The sequence below is a fragment of the Oceanobacillus polygoni genome (genome assembly GCF_008304605.1).
Taxonomy (GTDB): Bacteria; Bacillota; Bacilli; order Bacillales; family Amphibacillaceae; genus Oceanobacillus; species Oceanobacillus polygoni.
In genome coordinates this window covers 520,345-539,698 of the sequence record NZ_PIJY01000026.1, presented here as the reverse complement: position 1 = coordinate 539,698, position 19,354 = coordinate 520,345, and the positions used below count along the sequence as shown (strand labels likewise).

Here is a 19,354-nt window from a genome sequence, read left to right as displayed (position 1 = left end):
AAGAGCAAAACCGCTGCATTCACTAGTTCTTTTGCGAATGCAGCGGTTTTGCTCTTTCTATAACGATTTTCACTTAAGCATACCATTCGCGAATTTTCTCATCTGTTGGCAGCAAGTATGTTAGAAAACCTAATAAAGGAAGAAGTGAAATCATAATCATGGTCGGTGTTAACCCGATAAAGTCAATTAATGTTCCAAGTGCAACCGATCCAATTGCCCCCATACCAAATGCCAATCCGACAATTAAACCAGACATCGTACCGATTTTTCCTGGAATAAGCTCTTGTGCATAGACGACTGTAACGGAAAAGCTAGACATTAAGATTACTCCAGTCACAGCAAGTAAAATAATCGCTAGAACTGGACCGACATGCGGCAGCAATAATGCTAGTGGTGCAGAAGCAATTAACGAAAATAGAATCACATTACGCTTTCCGAACCGGTCGGCTAATGGTCCGCCTAAGAATGTTCCAACCGCCCCCATTGCAAGAAATGTAAAGATATAAACTTGGGATTTTGCAATTGTAAGATCGTAGTTGTCGATTGCATAAAACGCATAGAAATTCGAAATAGCAGCTTGATACCAAGAGCGGGCAAAAACAAGAAAAATTAATACGATAAGTGCACTTTTAATTGCCCGGGACATATTTTTATTCGGTTTTACTGCTTTTCGAGATGCCTTTGTTCGGGAAATTTCTTTGACTTGTGCTGCATACCACTTTGCGATATGCATAAGAAAGAAGACTGCGAGTGCAGCAATTAATGTAAACCAAATGGCGCCAAATTGTCCTAATGGAACGAGTACTAACGCCGTAATAACAGGTGCCAATGCTTGTCCAGAATTTCCGCCTACTTGATAAATCGATTGAGCGAGTCCTCGCTTTGTCCCAGCAGCAAGATAGGCCACACGTGATCCTTCTGGATGGAAAACGGCAGATCCCAAGCCAATAAAGACAACACTTATGAGGATCATCCAAAAGTTAGGAGCCAAAGCTAAACCAAGCATCCCAAACATACTGCTCGTTAGCCCAATCGGTAAAGCGTATGGGATTGGATGTTTATCCGTGTACATACCGACCAATGGCTGCATCACGGACGAAACCATATTTAATGTAAATGCAATGAGTCCAAGCTGTGTAAATGTCAGTCCTAATGATTGTTCCAAAATCGGGAACATCGCAGGAATAACAGCTTGAAGCGAATCATTTAATAGATGACAGGTTCCAATGATAAATAAAATCGAATAGACGGGCTTATTATTAAATGTAGAGCTTACTTTCTTATTTACTGCCTTTTCCAACACAATTCCCTTCTTTCTTTTAATAGAAAACGGACGATATGATTAGCCTTATTGCTATTGTACAACTGATACTAAAAATAGCAATGGTTTTTGCTCCTTGCGATGTATGCCCTTGCATAAAAATAGTTAGATAAGGTTATACTGCCAGACAGACATCCTGTATAAGTACCATTTTTTGGCCGGGATTCGAAATGGCACCAAACTCAAAAAGTATAGCACCATCCTAACCCGAAATGGCACCAAATCATAAAATTATAGCACTATTCCACCCCAAAATGGCACCAAACTAGAAAATATAGCGCTATCCCATACTGCAGCAAAAAGAGCATTAATACGTCTGTAAAATTGCAGTATTTTTGATTAATGTGGTATCATGTAATCTTATGATAATGAGTAGAGGGGTTTACGATGACAAGAAATACGAGCATTCCATTTACTGTTTCCAAAGATGATAATTTCTTTGATCGCTTAGGGGATTATATCGGTGATGTGTTTTACGATATTTTACCAGAACAAGGATTTGAACTACGTGACGAACAAATTTATATGGCCTTTCAGCTTGAACAGGCATTTAAAAATAAACATACGATATTTGCCGAGGCAGGCGTAGGGACAGGAAAGACGCTTGTTTATTTATTATATGCAATTTGCTATGCGCGCTATAAAGGAAAGCCCGCGATTATTTCCTGTGCTGATGAGACATTAATTGAACAGCTCGTGAAAAAGGGCGGAGATATTGAAAAACTAGAAAAAGCGCTCGGTCTTGAGGTCGATGTACGACTAGCAAAAGCAAGAGAAAACTATGTGTGTATTAAAAAGTTAAACCCGCTTGCTGAAATAACAGCAGATGAAGATATTCTAAGTGTGCATGACGAGATTCCAGATTTCGTATTTGATACAAGTGCAGTGATGAAGTCCTTTGAGCGCTACGGAGATCGCAAGGAATACCCGTGGGTTTCTGACGAGAAGTGGGAAAAAATCGCCTGGGACCCACTCCAGCAATGTGCTACCTGTGATTGGAGACACCGCAGTGGACAAACGCTGAATCGGGAATTTTATCGCCATGCTCAAGATATCATTATTTGTTCACATGATTTTTATATGGAGCATGTGTGGACGAAGGAATCACGTAAGCGTGAAGGGCAATTGCCACTCCTTCCAGAAGCAAGCTCTGTTGTATTCGATGAAGGTCACCTTCTAGAAGTGGCAGCACAGAAAGGCTTAACCTACCGATTTAACTTTGAAAACTTAACCAATGTTTTAACGGGCTATATGGGTCAGGATGTTCGTGAGGAGTCGCTGCTCCTTGTAGAAGATATTTTGGCGTTGAATGATGAATGGTTTGAATTGCTTGGTGAAACAGCTGTTGCTGTGGAAGGGTCAGATCGTCAGGACATTCCTCGAACGGACAAAATGGTGGACATGGCTAGAAGATTAAATAAAATGGTCCAGCAATTATTAGAGCAGCTAGTCTTTGATGCAGAGTTATTTACAATGGATGAGTACCATACGAAGATTATTGAAGAATACCTGGAATTCTTTAGTTATGGTTTAACGATTTTATTAAAAGATGATCAAGGTATTTACTGGATAGAGGAAAATGAAACGACAACAAGTCTTGTGGTTATGCCGCGCCTAGTGGAGGATGTTTTGAAGAAGGAAGTATTTTCACGAGACATTCCATTTGTTTTCTCGTCCGCGACGTTAGCACAAGGTGGAGATTTCACATATCTAGCAGATAGCTTAGGAATCAACAGCTTTGACTCATTTTCCGTAGCTTCTCCATTTGATTATGAAGCAAATATGAAGCTCATCGGTCATGTAGAACAAAATCCGGCTCTGAAGTGGGAAAAAATTGGGGAACAGTTAAGAGCTAATCAAGGCCACACACTTGTCCTGTTTTCTTCTGAGAAAGAAATGAACCAATTCCGGAATTGGGCAGATAACCAGGAGTGGGCTTTTCGGATGCTTTATGAAGGGGAATATGAAATTAGTGCAACAGTAAGGAAATTTCAAAAGGAAGAGCCCGCTGTACTGTGTTCGCATAATCTATGGGAAGGACTTGATGTTCCTGGAGAAGCATTAACACAGGTAATTATTTCATCCCTGCCATTCCCGCCAAAGGATCCCGTATTCCAAGCAAAACGCAAGCATGCGAACGATCCAACCATGGAAGTTGATGCACCTTACATGCTGCTTCGCCTCCGTCAAGGAATCGGCCGCTTGATACGAACAACGAACGACCATGGTGTTATTCAGCTATGGATGACAGAAGAAGATAAAGCATTGTATCAGAAAAAAATAGATGATGTTTTACCGGTTGAGATGAATTGGTAGGATATATAGATGAGGCAGTCATTGGTGACTGCCTCTTATTAAATAGAAGGCTTTTAGCTAAGACACCAAAAACAAAAATAAAGCACCATCCCGCCACACTATGACACCAAAAGCAAGAATAAAGCACCATCCCGCCACACTATGACACCAAAAGCAAAAATAAAGCACCATCCCTCCACGCTATGACACCAAAAACAAAAATAAAGCACCATCCCGCCACGCTATGACACCAAAAACAAAAATAAAGCACCATCCCACCTCACTATGACACCAAGATCAAAAATACCAACCTGTGCCGTAATCCATCCATATCTTCAAATTACTTATTATTCTAAAATAGTTGAACTTTTAATTCTATAATTGTAGAATGTATGAAAAGTCTAAAAAAGGAGAGATTGCATGGATGTTATTAGCGCAACGGTTAAAAGACGTGAAACATACAGCGTTCACCTTAACTACTCGCCACTTTGGGAATGTGCATTGGGCATAGCAGCTATTACAAATACACGACTTCTTGATTCATTGGAAAAAACGGTTATGCGGGATTCCCTTTCAAACCGGTTACGTGAGCATCTCGATTATGTTGAAAAAAATAATACCTGGAAGGCATTGCTTCAAGTATTGCATCAAAAAGATTTTGCAACACTTCAAGAATTTACTACCTATATAGAGACTCTTTCAGAAAAGGAATTAAAATTTATTTGCCTGCCATTTGTTGGAGATACGCACCAAGCATTAAGAGAGCGGGCTGCATGTCAAGAGAAAGAAGCAGTGGACGAGTTACGGTCCATTACTGCTGCAAATCCCTTTTTTCCGGAATACATTGCATTTATTAGCAACCTCGATCAAATGCAATTGAAAAAGCATCTGGTCGAGGTGATGACAGAGTGGTATAAACATGTTATTGAGAAAGATTTGGAGCATCTAGAAAAAGTGCTGCAAAGAGATGTAGCAACAAAGTTGAAAATGAAAGAAAAAATGGCTCCTGAAGAATTTGTTGAATGGGCAACTGCAGGAATTACGTATCCCCCAGAGCCAAGCGTCCACCATGTCCTTTTAATTCCGCATGTTACGTATCGACCGTGGAATATTGTTGCTGATATAGAAGATACAAAGGTGTTTTACTACCCGGTCGCAAATGAAAGTATTTCGCCGGATGACAGGTATTTGCCAAGCGGTTTTTTATTGTTAAAGTATAAAGCGCTAGGAGATGAAGCTAGGTTAAGGATTATTAAACTGTTATTCGAAAGAAGTCGTACACTTCAAGAAATTACGGAACAAATGGAAATGGGTAAATCCACCATTCATCATCATCTAAAAATATTGCGTGCAGCACAATTAGTTGAAATCAAGGACACAAAATATGCGTTAAAAAGAAAGGCGATTGATTCGTTAACAAAGGAACTAGATGTATATCTTCACCAAGAATAGACCCAAAATTCTAAAAGAAACTGGTGTGATATGAATATATTCCAAAACAAATCCTTTACACGTATTTGGGCAGGAAATGCTTCCTCTGAATTAGGTGGTGCATTCGGGACATTTTGTAATTCTCTACTCATCTTTGAACTGACTGGATCCCCATTGGCTTTAGGAAGTATGTGGTTGCTTTATTTCTTACCATCGTTAGTGCTTCAACTGTTTATTGGTCCCTATATTGATCGCTGGAGCCGAAAATGGATCATGATTATTGCATTATGGAGTCGGGCGGCTATTTTTCTCATTCCACTCATAGGCTATATGACAGGAACGTTAGCACCATGGCATATTTATGCCGTTCAGCTCGCGGTTGGTCTCATTACACCTTTGTATGTTCCGGCTAATCAAGCAATACTTCCGAGCATTGTTTCCAAGGAGCAACTTCCTGCTGCGAATGCGTATATTGACGGCATGGTTCGCTTGATGATGCTGCTCGCTCCAGTATTAGCTGGACTGGTTATCGAGTATATCGGAATTCATATAACCTTGCTGCTTGTCTGTTTCTTACTAGCTACAAGCGGTAGTTTGCTGCTAGGGATTCAGGAGAAGAACCGTCCACAAACAACAAGACAAACCTGGCTGGAGCAGTTTACAGAAGGAATCGGTTATTTTTTCAAGCAAAAAATTATTGTTTGGTTAGGTGTTTTTCTGGCAGTGGTTCAGTTTGGTGTAGGAGTGACAATGGTGATTACCATTCCATATATAACGGATGTATTAAATGGGAGCTATGCAGTGTACGGGTACTTTATGGCTGGCTTTCCGCTTGGATATCTGATCGGTACGCTAATTGTCGGGAAAATCAAGCATCAAAGCCGCCGCGTCCTTATGCTAGTCCCACTTGTCATTGGTGGGATGACCTACATCAATTTAGGGATTACAGCATCGATTTATTTGGCGATTACAACAGAAATCGTTGCAGGGATAGCGATGGCAATGTTTAATGTACATAATCTTACTATTTGCCAGCAAATGATTCCAAATCATCTGATGGGAAAAGTCTTCTCTGTTCGTCTGTTAATCATCAGGGGAATGATGCCGCTTGGTGTATTAATGGGAGGGATTTTCAGTGAGCTTTGGGGAATAAGACCGTTGTATCTTTTGATTGGTATATTAATATGCGTGATTTCCCTGATTGGTCTATTGCTGCCGTATTTTAAATTTATCAATCATGAAGTCGAAGATAGTAAGCTAGTTTCATAATAATGTGGAGGAGTGTTTGCGATGACAGGAAAAGAAGTTTTAGAGAAATTTGGATTCTATATGGAAAATGAGCCAGTGAGTATCTATCCATTTTCACCGGTGTACCGCATTCAAACAGGAGATCAGAATCTTGTTGTGAAACGAACTCAAAAACGACCGCAACCTTTAGTGAACTATACAACGTATTTATATAAAGAGGGCATAAAAGTTGTTGTGCCTGTAAAACTGAAAATGGATAACCCGCAAACCATTGGAGAGGAAACATTTGTCGTTTATCCCTTCATCTCTGGGACAGTCTATACTGGAAAAGATAATGAAATCTACGAGGCTGGAAAGCTATTGGGAAACATACATCGTCTATCTCCAGCAGAAAATGAATTTCAATTGGGTGTGTACGATGTGTATGACTTTACAATTGATGAGGTTGTTGAAAGTGTTGAAGATATCGAGAAACATGCAAAGTACAACAATTTTAAGCTGAACCCTGAATTGCTGCAAGAAAGGCTCACACAAATCGTTTCCCGACAAGAGGACTTACAGCGTGCTGGCCTTCCAATGGTAATGACGCCACATGATTTTAAGGCGAATAACTTAATTTATACGCCAGATCCATACTTAATTGACCCGGATAATGCTGTGTGGATTCCAAGGATTTTTGATTTAGCATTGGCCTTGCTGCTTTTTCATAATGAGATGAAAACAGCGCCAGATCAAGTGTTTACACCAAAACAATGGGCACAATTTCTAAAAGGATATAAAGAATATGTAAATCTATCAGCGTTAGAGCTTCGATATTGGGAAAGAGCAATGGAGCATGTGTTTTTAGATGAGGTAATGTGGCTGATGGCAGAAGTAGAAGACTGGGAAAGAGTCTCGCAACGAAAGCTATTTGCAAGTTTGCTAGCATTGCTTGAGGATAATTCCGCCTATAAGCTTGGTTAATGGGGGACAGACGTCTAACTTTCCAGGGCAGGAGGTTATGTATGAAAAAATATTCTATAATTGTCGCTTTGTCTCTGCTAGTGCTGCTTATTAGCTGTAGTCAGGGGACAAGTGATTCTGAAACAGAGGTCGTCCAGGAAAAAATAAATGAGATATTAGGAATAAATCCATATATTCCGCAAACCGACTTCCCATTTGGGTCATTACTGATTGGCTATGAAATGGACACAGAAGAAGGGGAAGTTTCAACAGGTGACCCGATGCAAGCGGAAGTCATCTATTATTTTTCCAAGGATGCTCCATTAGATGAAGAAATGAAGAAAGTGTGGGGAGACGAACGGAAAGAATTGGTTTACGGTGACTTGTATCTCGATAATACAGCCATACAAATGACAATCTCAAAAGGCGGTATTGGAGAAATGGTGGATGCTGAAAGTATCGAGGTTGATGGACATGAGGTTCAGTATCAAGTCATAAATGAAGAGCTAGACGTCGTTATTATGGGCATGGATTTTGATGGCTATGGTTACACAATTCAATATTTCCTGTTGGAGGACGAGACGGAGGAGGACGCAATCGCGTTTGCCGAAGAGATTATTAATCATAATGAATAACAGAGGGGCGCATATGGACTGCAAGCATTTGCGCCCTAAGTGACGTAAATTTTTCTTCGTTGATATAAATAAATGGAAGAAATAATGCTTTGTATAAAAAAGGTGATCATGACGATGATGAAGTAGCCTTCAAGAGGGAATAAATCAAAGACCCCAGTTAAAATAGCCCTTAGTATAATTCCCCAGATGAGATGGAGTAAGAAAGCATTTAACTTTATAATTCAATTCCAAACTGCGTTCATCCTGAGACTCCTTGCTTTTCTCAAATTTCGCCTTGTACGCCTCTGCAATCATCACTAAAATGACTAACCCCAAAATGACCTACTGTAGAAACACATCCATTTACGATTCCTCCTCATATTTAAAAACTTCGTTAATTTGTTTTTTTAGTTCAAGAGCAACCTTAAAAGCTAGAACTAAAGATAGGTTAAATTTTTTTTTTTCCATAGCTGCAATTTTAAAATACACTTGACCTTAAAGTAACTTTAAGGTTTATCCTAGGAAGTGAGGGGATGATGAAATGGATCGATTTATGACAATCAAGGAATTCTCGATGAAATCAGGCATTCCGAAAAGCACACTGCGTTTTTATGAGACGAAAAAACTGTTGATCCCTGAGCGAAAGGAGGAAACTGGCTATCGCATGTATGGAGAGGAACAAGTTTCTGTGGCAAAGCTGATTGCTAGTTTGCGTTCAGCAGGCGTATCTATACAAGATATTCTTTACTTTTTACAGGCGAATGAAACAAGACAAATGGAGATGAAACAACAATGGATTCGAGCTATAAAGGAGAGACAAAAACAATTGGAAACAAGTCTCCGGTATTTAGAAAGCAGTCAAATCGAAAAGGATATTTATTTATTTGAAAAAGACGCGGAGCAGATTATATGGTTTCGAGCGGAATCGCCACCAGGTCAGTTTAGTGAGCACTTTACCCGTCGGCGTAAAGAGCTTAAACAGTACGATATTGCTATTGAGAATACGTACCTTAGGTATTTATCAGGGAATAAACAATTAATACAAGCAGAAATTGGTTTTGGGGTGGAAGGTCACGTTGATGTACGTATGATTTCGGATGCGATTTTAGAAGAGATGGTTGCTTGTTTATGTATTGGACTCGTTTTTAACAGTGACTTTTCAATGCTTAAGTCGGCTTATCGTAGGTTGTTCCATTATTGTATCGAGCATGACTGGGAGCCGGCTGGTTCCATCTTGGAATGGTATCGTGGAGATCAAATAGATGAACTGGATATCGTTATGCCGATCACACAGATTGGAGGAAAATAATGCGAACAAAAAAAGCATTAAACGTGGAAGTAGTTTATTTAAAAGGAAACGCTTATGAAGCTGGAATAACTCAAGGGATTAACCAGAAGTTAGATGCCATGCTTCAGCAACTGTTGTTACATGTAAATGTGAACAATGCAAGAAAACAATTAGAAATGATTTCACCAAATTTTTTACGTGAGTTGACTGGATTGGCAGCAGGGATGAATATCGATTTAGAGACAGCGATTAGGTTGTATAGTGGCTATGATTACCTTTTACCGAAAATGGGTTGTACTTCCTATTCAGAAGGTTCTTTTTACGTACGAAACTATGATTTTAATGATGAGGTATACGATGCAAGGTTTGTATGTATCAATCCCGATAACGGCTATGCAAGTATTGGGTTCAGCCAGCATATAGTCGGAAGGCTCGATGGAATGAATGAAAAGGGACTTGTCATTGGCTTGCATTTTGTAAATGAAAAAGGAGGGAAAGAAGGGTTTCTAGCAACCACGATTTGTCGTTTGGTTCTGAATCAATGTGCGACGAATGAAGAAGCAATAGCGCTTATTAAAAAAGTTCCACACCAGTATTGCTATAATTATTCGATCATGGATAAAAGTGGTGAGCAAATCATTGTCGAAGCTTCTCCAGATGACCAAATTGTCCATCACATTTCTCCGCTTGTATGTACAAATCATTTTGAATCAACGGTGTTAGCTGATAAAAATAGGAAGATGGTTGAAGGGTCACGAATCCGCAAGCAAGTGTTGCAAACATTAAATGGGAATAACCTTACTGCAATGGCTGCCTATCGATTTTTTAATGATGAGGAGTCGCCATTATTTTTCACTAACTATCAGGAATACTTTGGTACATTGCATACCGTTGTATATTGCCCACAAAATTTAACTGCTATCATTGGTGTTGGTGGAAACTGTGAGCCGTATATGCTTTCATTCAATGAATGGCTGTCCGGTGATGCCGATTTGCCTGACGTAATGAGGGGGACGATCTCTTTGTAATACAAGAAACTATCCCGACTTATCAAGGTCAGGATAGTTTCTGTTCAGCTTTCACTAATTGAATAAAGTGCGTGAGTATCTTTGCTGTTAGTCCCCAAATGACCTTGCCGTCATATTCATAGAAAAGCTCGTCGATTTGACGGACTCTCCAATTATAATCTTCGCCCCCAACAATTAAATGGTAGGGGAAATCTGTCTCGGGTGAGACTTGCAGATTAACTTTATAGCACTTAGGTTCGTTTTCCAAAAAGAAGGAAAGTGGAACGGTGAAAACCTCGCCAACCTCGGATGGGTTCGGCATGATCTGTTCGACTTTTGTTATTCTCCCAACGAATGGATAAATAATTCTGCTCAAGTCATTCACAATATAATCAAGTGGAATAACGTCATCAATAGAAGCTTCTGAGATTCCAAGTTCCTCTGTTGTTTCTCGAATTGCACAATGTCTCGGATCTGCATCTGTTTTATCTATTCTCCCACCTGGAAAACAAATATCCCCAGGCTGACTGCGCATCTTCATGGATCGTACTTCAAATAAAATATGTGTTTCACCCTCTACCTCTACGAGAGGGAGTAAAACGGCAGATTTTCGAAGTTGATCGTGACCAAGAATGCTTGGTATTCTTCCTTTTAATTTAGCGATAATATTCGTTGAATCCAAATTTCTTCACCTCCATAAAACGGCAAATGCTCTATTACTTGAGTCTACTATATTGCAGGGGAAATAACACGTACACTGCTTTAGAGTGCCATACTATTAATATATGAGGAATAAACGGAAAAAATTATAGTAGATTGGAAAAATAGTTTTTTGTTCATAAAGAATCGGAGGTTTCATTCTTAATTTTGTGATAAAATAACGAATAGTAAGTAGGAAAGTTTAATCCCTTCCTGCTTTCATAAGTGCAATTAAGGCATTCGCCTAATCGAATAGCGAATGCTAGGTTTTCTAAAAATCATCAAGTGAGGTGCCCAGCAGTGAAACAATTATACGCAGGTAAAACAAAGGATGTATTCGAACTAGAGGACGGTAATTATTTACTTAAGTTCAAAGACGATGTAACAGGTGAAGACGGCGTTTTTGACCCTGGAGCAAATACAGTCGGGCTATCGATTGAAGGTGCTGGGAAGGCAGGACTTAAGCTGACACAATTATTTTTTGAAAAATTAAAGGAAAAAGGCATTCCAACGCACTATATTTCCGCTGATATTGAAAATACGACCATGACGGTTGTGCCAGCAACTGTATTCGGCGAAGGACTTGAAGTGATTTGCCGTTATCGCGCGGTAGGCAGTTTTTTACGACGTTATGGGAAATACGCAGAGGAAGGTCAATCCTTGGAGGCATTCGTTGAAGTAACCTTAAAAGATGATGAACGCCAAGATCCTCCAATTTCAAAGGATGGATTGGCTATGCTTGGAATTTTAACAAATGAAGAATATGACACATTAAAAGAACTAACGCAAAACATATCCCAAGTTGTTAAAGATGAATTAGCGAAGAAAGAAATTGAGCTTTATGATATAAAACTGGAATTCGGACGAGATGCAAATAATCAAATCCTACTTATCGACGAAATTTCCGGCGGAAACATGAGAGCCTATAAAAACGGGGAATACATTGAACCACTAGCATTAGAAAAAATGATGCTAAACGATTAATTAAAAAATCCGGCTTGTTTTCTTAACTAGAAAACAAGCCGAATTTTTAGCACTACATAGAATGGATAAGTGCACTAACGTACAACCGGCTATCGCCCAAAAAGGCCCCGCCCTCTTATGACACCAAAAATGAAAAATAAAGCACGCTCCCACTCTCCTATCGCACCAAAATGAAAAATAAAGCACGCTCCCACTCTCTTATGACACCAAAATGAAAAATAAAGCACGCTCCCGCCCTCCTATGGCACCAAAATGAAAAATAAAGCACGCTCCTGCTCTCCTATGGCACCAAAAATAATAAGAAAAAACCGCGCTTCCTACTGCTCGAACCACCAAAATATGCTCCCAAACAAACCTCTCATATGACAAATGTCATACCAATTCATGACGTTTATGACTTATGAAAGATGCTAATGGAATTTAAAATAGTATTAAGATACATCCTTTTCTAAGGAGGAAAAATATGAGTAAACAAAAACAAGCACAATTGCGAAAAAGCGTTTCTATCTTTGCTAAGTCAGATACAAGAGCGAGCATCATTCAACTAATTAATTCGATTCTTCCATTCTTCCTGTTATGGTTTCTGGCATACCAGAGCCTCTCGATATCGTTTTGGTTATCGTTGCCACTCTCGATTATTGCAGCAGGATTTGTCGTTCGGATCTTTATCATATTCCATGACTGTACACATATGTCATTTTTCAAGAACGGGAAAGCGAATCGGGTTGTTGGTACGATTACAGGCATCATCACCCATTTTGCATTTGAAAAATGGAAACGAGATCACTCGATTCACCATGCGACAAGTGGTAATTTAGATAAGCGTGGAACTGGTGATGTGTGGGTAATGACGGTCGACGAGTATGCCGAAGCATCCTTTTGGGGGAAAATGGCGTACAGGCTTTATCGTAACCCAATCATTATGTTTGGACTAGGGCCGGTATATCTTTTCTTAGTCTCAAATCGCTTCAATCGAAAAGGTGCAAAGCGTAAGGAACGATGGAATACGTATTTGATTAACCTTTCCATTGCGGTTATTTACGCGTTATTGATTTGGGCTATTGGCTGGCAGGCATTCATGCTTGTACAATTACCGATTTTGTTTATTGCAGGAGCTGCGGGAATCTGGTTGTTCTATGTACAGCATCAGTTTGAAGACTCGTACTTTGAAAATGAGGACGAATGGGATTATGTAAAAGCTGCTGTTGATGGAAGCTCTTATTATAAACTTCCAAAGGTAATCGAATGGCTGACAGGGAGTATTGGTTATCATCATGTGCATCATTTAAGTCCAAGAGTTCCAAACTACCACTTGGAAAAGGCGCATGAATCGACACCGCCATTGCACCAAGCAACAACGATTACGTTAGCTACAAGCTTACAATCACTTCGTTTCCGACTTTATGATCAGAAAAGCAGATCGTTCATTTCCTTTAAAGAGTTTAAGAAACTGGAGCGCAATGCGAAGTTGTCACTTCGATTGGAAGCTAGAAGAACAAGCTTGCAAAAATAATAGAGCATGAACAAAACCCTTCATATATCACATGTGAAGGGTTTTTGGTATACTAAGCAAAACAAGGAATGAAAAGAGGAGGGATTGGAATGCAGCACTGGTATCATATTTTCCCGAAAAATACTGGACTTAGCCTTTTTGCATGGATCGCTTTTTGCCTGCTTCCATTTTATTTTATATTTCGCTCTTCATCACTGACAGAGATTGTAATTGGCATCGTAATGATTGTATTATTCTTTGTTACTTACCGATTGGCTTTTATTAAGCGAGGCTGGACTGTTTATGTATCTGTAGGTATTGAAATGATAATTAGTGTTGGAGTAACCCTATATTTTGGATATGTATATTTTTCATTATTTCTCGCCTTCTTTATTGGCAACATCCAAAATAAAGCTGGTTTTATTTCGTTGTACATCGTCCATCTCGTAACGACAATTGTAGCTGTAAGTATTGGATTCTTTATTCAAGCTGAAGCCTTCTTTATGCAGTTGCCATTCATTATTATTTGTGTCATTGGTGTTATTTTACTACCATTTAATATGTATAATCGAAATAAGCGTGAAAAATTAGAAAATCAGCTAGAGGATGCAAATGAAAAAATTGCCCAATTAATTGTACTAGAAGAACGAGAGCGGATTGCAAGAGATTTACATGATACATTAGGTCAAAAGCTTTCACTGATCGGCTTAAAGAGTGAACTCGCAGGGAAATTAATCGAGGCAAATTCAGACGCGGCTAAAAGTGAACTAAGTGATATTCATCAAACAGCAAGAACAGCTCTGAAAGAGGTTCGTGAACTCGTCTCCGGTATGAAGGGAATTAGATTAAAAGAAGAACTGCCCCGCGTTCGGCAACTTCTTCAAGCAGCACAAATTACGTGTGAGGTGAAGGGCGATCCGCATCTGTCTGATGCTCCATTACTCGTTGAAAATGTATTAAGTATGTGCTTGAAAGAAGCGGTTACAAATGTGGTGAAACATAGTGAGGCAACAACGTGTCAAATAGTACTGGAGCAAGCACCAGATAGATGGTCCATCCGTGTCACGGATAATGGGGTAGGTATACAAGAGCAGGTACGTACGTTTAAAGGGAATGGGATTCTTGGAATGAAGGAACGGCTTGAATTTGTTAATGGGAGCTTAACATTTGATTCAGCGAATGAAACAACGCTTAGCATTCAAGTGCCGCGTATAATTCAACAGACCGAACAGGGGGAGTCGTCATGATTCGAATTGTGATTGCTGAAGACCAACAATTATTGCTAGGAGCATTAGGCGCTCTACTCGATATGGAGGAAGATATGGAAGTAGTCGGGCAGGCGAAAAACGGTGAAGAGGTGCTGGAGTTAGTGGGGAAACTAAAGCCAGATGTGTGTATAATGGACATAGAAATGCCTGTGAAAACTGGCTTGGATGCAGCCGAATCATTACGTGACGATGCCTGTAAAGTAATTGTTCTAACTACCTTTGCTCGTTCGGGATATTTTGCACGAGCTCGTAAAGCAAATGTTAGCGGCTATCTGTTAAAAGACAGTCCAAGCGAAGAACTAGCAAATTCTATACGTGCAATTATGGCTGGGCGCAAGGTCTATGCACCAGAATTAATTGATATGGCCTATGAGGAAGGAAATCCATTGACAGAACGTGAGGAACAAGTAATGAAACTCATTGCCGATGGGAAAACGACAAAAGAAATTGCCAGTCAGCTTTATTTATCAAACGGCACTGTTCGTAACTATGTATCAACCATTATGGATAAATTGAATGTCAGCAATCGTATTGAAGCCATTTCCAGATTAAAAGAAAAAGGCTGGTTTAAATAAAAAAATTGAGGAGTGACTGAAATAATGAAACATGCAATCTATCAAATGGAAATTATTCCCGGAGATCCAGAAGGGAATCGTAGGAAAATAAAGCGATGGGTAGAGGAAACCGCCCGAACGGAAAACCCAGACGTTATTGTATTGCCAGAAATGTGGACTACTTCTTATACATTGGATGAGCTAGAGAAATTAGCAGATCGAGACGGGGAACCGAGTCTTTCCTTTTTACAGGAAGTAGCAAAGGCAAATCACGTACATATTATTGGTGGATCGATTCCGAATATGAAAAATGGAAACATCTATAATACTAGCTTTGTTGTGAATAAAGCAGGGGAGCTTGTCTATCAGTACGATAAAATCCATCTCGTACCTATGCTGAATGAGCCAGCTTACTTAACAGGGGGTACAGAAAAGGTTCAGTTATTTGAGCTTGATGGGGTAAAAATGGGATTGATTATTTGTTATGATCTCCGTTTCCCAGAATTAGCGAGGAGTCTTGCTTTAAAAGGAGCAGAGGTGTTATACATTGTAGCAGAATGGCCAAAAGCAAGAGGAGAGCACTGGAAGGCACTTCAGATTGCCCGCGCGATTGAAAATCAGTTTTATGTCGTTTCATGTAATTGCGTAGGGACCCATGATGGTGTGGAATTCTCCGGTAACTCGATGGTGGTCGACCCATGGGGTAATACATTAAAACTTGGCAGTGAACAACATGAAGAGACGCTTATTGAATCAATCGCCTTAGAAAATGTAAAAACGTTTCGTAACGATGTACCGATTTTTACAAGTAGAGTTCCTGAAATGTACGAACTTTAGGCATCGAGCAAAATTCAAAGAAGCTACGCCATTCAAGCTTGAATGGCGTAGCTTTTGTTCAAGATAAGTCTAAAACTTCCTTACTTGCATAAGTGCAACGAAGTATTCGCCAAAAGGTTAGGAGAATACTTCGTTTTTTCGTTAATTATTTCTTCACGTTTGGCGGCTCTTTCATAGCCCCTGTAATGATATCCTCTGTCACGTGAACCTGACATGTTTTTCCTTTGTTATTCACAAATTTAAATACGCCATTATTAAAGTCTGTTCCAATCTCTTTGTAGAAGATACCTTCGTACAAATTATACTTAGACCTTGCGAAACTCAATCTGTACGTTTCATTCTCATCCTTTTGCAAGAATGCGCGTACTCCTTTTTCGTAGGTAGTGTCCTCGATGCTTTTTAGGGTACGATCGATGGAAACAATATGAATATCAATAAAGGTCATTTCACGGAGTAATGCGTTTATGATGGAACCTTTTGTGATTTCCTCCCAACGATTTTGCGGGCTTTGCCCAATGATAATTTGTGTAATATTTTGATTGTGTGCGACCTCTGCAATAACTTTAACGAATGGACGTCTTTCATCATCGCGAATCATGAATTCTTCCACATCTAATTCATCGCAGAGCTCCTTCCAGCGTTCTACGTAACCTGATTTATCGGCATCAAATTCGTCATAGGGCAATGCATCCACTGTCAAAACATACAATGGACAATCCATGATCTGAGCCAACTTATGGCCACGTTTAATTAACCTTTCTCCATTAGGACCATAATAAACGCAAACTAAAATGCTTTCGTCCATCCGACCTCTTATTTTTTTCATAACGGTACCTTCACCTCTTGACCTATTCATTTAACGAATAATCCCGTTCTGACTATACCAAGATAAGTCTTAGCAGATCCTGGATTTCTAAGGACTAGACCCGGGTTACCGTTGAAATTATATTAAGTGGTAACCCCACTAATTATCGTTTCCAGCTCCAGCGCCCAACGACTAGCGAGACTTCCCTCACCTCCGTGCAATAAGTCAACATCGACTCCCTTTGGTCGCCGTGTTTCCTTTATCTCCTCCGGTTCAGTCCAGTCCGTGCGTCGCTAACCGGGCGCTTCCGCTTTCTTATTTACTTATTTTTGAAACTGTATCATTCTAACACGGAATAATCAATTCGTGAACCCCTAAATAATAAAAATTGTATGAATCACTTATAGCATACGTGATTTGGGATATTAATTCCAGAGTTAACTGGTAATTTGTTCACTCTATAAACTTTTAAAAGTGCGCAGCATATTATTTTCCTGTATAATAAACAGAGGAAATCACAGTTCCCTTTTAAATTCCCGTTTATATTATTGCTACAATTATCTGTAGTATTCTACGTTTTATATAGTTTTAGGTTTATTCACTCTTTTCATTCCACTGAAATTTAAGCGAGTTTGCGAAATCATTCAATTCACGATTGCTTTCATCCACTTAAGGATAAGAGCTCTTATCATTGTAATTACATATTCTGTATGAAATAAATTAAAGATGTAGAATATAACATATGTTATTTGTAAACTCCAGTTCACTATGCCCAAAATTTCTAAAAGGAGTGGGGACCGGAACAATTTTGAATGGAGGTTATCATTTGTTGACGTTGAACATCGCAATAATTATTCCTTTTATTGCAGCTGCACTTATTCCGTTAGTTTATAAAAAAATCCCCAAAATCCATATTGGTTGGTTTGCTATTATCATACCAGTGGTCTTATTTGTTTTCCTTGCCCGATACATTCCTTCAATTGCCAATGGAAAGGTTATTGAGAATACGGTCCATTGGATTCCTGCATATGGTATTAACTTTACTGCGTATTTAGATGGGCTTAGCTTGATTCTAGCGCTGTTGATTACGGGTGTAGGGTCACTCGTTATATTGTATTCCATCTTCTATTTATCGTCCAAAGAGTCTCTCGGGCATTTCTATACGTATCTTATGCTGTTCATGGGAGCGATGCTTGGGGTAGTGCTTTCCGATAACATGATGGTTCTGTATGTATTTTGGGAACTGACAAGTATTTCTTCCTTTTTACTTATTGCATTCTGGTATCAGCGTAAGCGGTCGAGAGATGGTGCCAGAAAATCCTTGCTTATCACTGTAGCCGGTGGTTTTGGGATGCTTGTAGGATTTCTTATGGTTTATGCGATGACAGGCACTTGGAGTATTCGGGAGGTTGTTGCCCTTGCAGGCGAATTTACCGATCACGGTCTATTTATTCCTGCAATGCTGTTGATATTATTAGGGGCATTTACGAAATCCGCACAATTTCCATTCCATATTTGGCTTCCCGATGCAATGGAGGCTCCGACACCAGTCAGTGCTTATTTGCACTCAGCAACAATGGTTAAGGCCGGAATTTATTTAGTTGCGCGTTTTACCCCGATATTCGGAGGAGAGTTTAGCTGGTTCTGGCTTGTAACGGGTGTTGGAATCTTTACACTCTTCTGGGGTTCCTTTAATGCGGTTCGTCAAACAGACCTGAAAGCATTACTTGCATACTCGACAATTAGTCAGCTTGGGATGATTATGAGTATGTTTGGGATGGGTTCTGCAGCACTGCACTTTGGCTATTCTGTAGAATCAACCTTCTATACACAAGCTGCATTTACAGCATTATTCCATTTAGTGAATCACTCGACATTTAAAGGGGCATTATTCATGGTTGTAGGGATTGTCGACCATGAAGTGGGAACACGTGATATCCGAAGGCTTGGTGGGTTAATAACGTTAATGCCGATTACGTTTACGTTTGCTGCAATCGGTAGCTTCTCGATGGCGGGATTACCACCATTTAATGGTTTCTTAAGTAAGGAAATGTTTTTCACTGCGGTTCTTAGAATCAGTTCGGGCGACTTTTTTGCTTTAGAAACATGGGGTGCGTTAATTCCAATTATTGATGCTTGCTGCTATTAATACAATGACTAATATTGTAATCGCTAACTTTTTTTTGCTCATAGCTGCACCAATCCCCCTTGTTTTATTTTATTATATATTTTTCAGATAAAAGCCACAATGATCTTTTTATCCTATCTACTAATTCGCATGAGAGCAAGGATAGCGACAAAAAATAAATATGGCTATATGAAGAAAATTAGGATTATACCCACTTTTCACAATGAATATAATCCTCTTGATTTTTAAAACGGTGAAATGTACCAATCTAAATCTTTTTCTTTGTTTTGCCCCGATAATAAGTTCCATTTCCATCTGTAAACACAAGCCGTAATTTTAATTCATTAATCTTTCCTCACGACGAATTATAGGTTCCTAATCATAGGTAATTACTTCTATTTCGTCACCAAACCAAAGGTCTTAATCTAAAATCTAATACCC

General features: G+C 39.4%; 15 protein-coding genes and 1 pseudogene. 13 read left to right on the top strand and 3 right to left on the bottom strand.

The window, feature by feature from the left end:
• Positions 1 to 73: 73 nt before the first annotated feature.
• Positions 74 to 1,303 (bottom strand): MFS transporter, encoded by a 1,230-nt coding sequence (locus tag F1560_RS14260; RefSeq protein WP_420874402.1) that lies wholly within the window; start codon positions 1,301 to 1,303, stop codon positions 74 to 76.
• A gap of 405 nt (positions 1,304 to 1,708) precedes the next feature.
• Between F1560_RS14260 and F1560_RS14255 the strand changes: the two genes are divergently transcribed.
• The 7 genes from F1560_RS14255 (at position 1,709) to F1560_RS14225 (ending at position 10,167) form a co-directional block, all read left to right on the top strand.
• A complete protein-coding gene (locus F1560_RS14255; RefSeq protein ID WP_149475300.1) occupies positions 1,709 to 3,637 on the top strand; it encodes an ATP-dependent DNA helicase in 1,929 nt (642 codons plus the stop codon).
• Positions 3,638 to 4,036: 399 nt separating this feature from the next.
• Complete coding sequence (locus F1560_RS14250) at positions 4,037 to 5,068, top strand: ArsR/SmtB family transcription factor (RefSeq protein ID WP_149475299.1); 1,032 nt, start codon at positions 4,037 to 4,039, stop codon at positions 5,066 to 5,068.
• Positions 5,069 to 5,098: 30 nt separating this feature from the next.
• On the top strand, positions 5,099 to 6,316 hold the full coding sequence (locus F1560_RS14245) for an MFS transporter (RefSeq protein ID WP_149475298.1): 1,218 nt from the start codon (positions 5,099 to 5,101) through the stop codon (positions 6,314 to 6,316).
• A 21-nt stretch (positions 6,317 to 6,337) separates the two neighbouring features.
• The gene (locus F1560_RS14240) at positions 6,338 to 7,258 is read left to right on the top strand and encodes a phosphotransferase (RefSeq protein ID WP_149475297.1); all 921 of its coding nucleotides are present in this window, start codon (positions 6,338 to 6,340) and stop codon (positions 7,256 to 7,258) included.
• 41 nt (positions 7,259 to 7,299) lie between these two features.
• Positions 7,300 to 7,872, top strand: coding sequence for a hypothetical protein (locus F1560_RS14235; RefSeq protein WP_149475296.1), 573 nt, complete (start codon positions 7,300 to 7,302; stop codon positions 7,870 to 7,872).
• Between the two features lie 520 nt (positions 7,873 to 8,392).
• Positions 8,393 to 9,160: a MerR family transcriptional regulator gene (locus F1560_RS14230; RefSeq protein ID WP_149475295.1), complete on the top strand. Its 768-nt coding sequence runs from the start codon at positions 8,393 to 8,395 to the stop codon at positions 9,158 to 9,160.
• Entirely contained in the window at positions 9,160 to 10,167 is a 1,008-nt protein-coding gene (locus F1560_RS14225) for a C45 family autoproteolytic acyltransferase/hydrolase (protein WP_149475294.1), read from the top strand. The genes F1560_RS14230 and F1560_RS14225 overlap by 1 nt, the downstream gene beginning before the upstream one ends.
• Positions 10,168 to 10,195: 28 nt before the next feature.
• Here F1560_RS14225 and F1560_RS14220 read toward each other — a convergent pair whose 3' ends face one another.
• Positions 10,196 to 10,828: an NUDIX hydrolase gene (locus F1560_RS14220; RefSeq protein ID WP_149475293.1), complete on the bottom strand. Its 633-nt coding sequence runs from the start codon at positions 10,826 to 10,828 to the stop codon at positions 10,196 to 10,198.
• A 317-nt stretch (positions 10,829 to 11,145) separates the two neighbouring features.
• On the opposite strand from F1560_RS14220, the gene F1560_RS14215 reads away from it, so the two are divergent.
• The 5 genes from F1560_RS14215 to F1560_RS14195 all read left to right on the top strand — a co-directional run bounded on the left by F1560_RS14215 (position 11,146) and on the right by F1560_RS14195 (position 15,980).
• A complete protein-coding gene (locus F1560_RS14215) occupies positions 11,146 to 11,829 on the top strand; it encodes a phosphoribosylaminoimidazolesuccinocarboxamide synthase (protein WP_149475292.1) in 684 nt (227 codons plus the stop codon).
• A gap of 463 nt (positions 11,830 to 12,292) precedes the next feature.
• Positions 12,293 to 13,342 (top strand): Delta(5) desaturase DesA, encoded by a 1,050-nt coding sequence (desA, locus tag F1560_RS14210; protein ID WP_149475291.1) that lies wholly within the window; start codon positions 12,293 to 12,295, stop codon positions 13,340 to 13,342.
• A gap of 89 nt (positions 13,343 to 13,431) precedes the next feature.
• On the top strand, positions 13,432 to 14,568 hold the full coding sequence (locus F1560_RS14205) for a sensor histidine kinase (RefSeq protein ID WP_149475290.1): 1,137 nt from the start codon (positions 13,432 to 13,434) through the stop codon (positions 14,566 to 14,568).
• The gene (locus F1560_RS14200; RefSeq protein ID WP_149475289.1) at positions 14,565 to 15,164 is read left to right on the top strand and encodes a response regulator transcription factor; all 600 of its coding nucleotides are present in this window, start codon (positions 14,565 to 14,567) and stop codon (positions 15,162 to 15,164) included. The genes F1560_RS14205 and F1560_RS14200 overlap by 4 nt, the downstream gene beginning before the upstream one ends.
• Before the next feature lie 24 nt (positions 15,165 to 15,188).
• Positions 15,189 to 15,980 carry a carbon-nitrogen family hydrolase gene (locus F1560_RS14195; RefSeq protein WP_149475288.1) on the top strand — a complete coding sequence of 264 codons (792 nt, stop codon included), beginning with the start codon at positions 15,189 to 15,191 and terminating at the stop codon, positions 15,978 to 15,980.
• Between the two features lie 145 nt (positions 15,981 to 16,125).
• Here the strand turns inward: F1560_RS14195 and F1560_RS14190 are convergent, their stop codons facing one another.
• The gene (locus F1560_RS14190) at positions 16,126 to 16,806 is read right to left on the bottom strand and encodes an adenine nucleotide alpha hydrolase family protein (protein WP_149475341.1); all 681 of its coding nucleotides are present in this window, start codon (positions 16,804 to 16,806) and stop codon (positions 16,126 to 16,128) included.
• Between the two features lie 805 nt (positions 16,807 to 17,611).
• Between F1560_RS14190 and F1560_RS14185 the strand changes: the two are divergent.
• Positions 17,612 to 18,916: pseudogene (locus F1560_RS14185) on the top strand (proton-conducting transporter transmembrane domain-containing protein); the annotation flags it as partial.
• Positions 18,917 to 19,354: the final 438 nt, after the last annotated feature.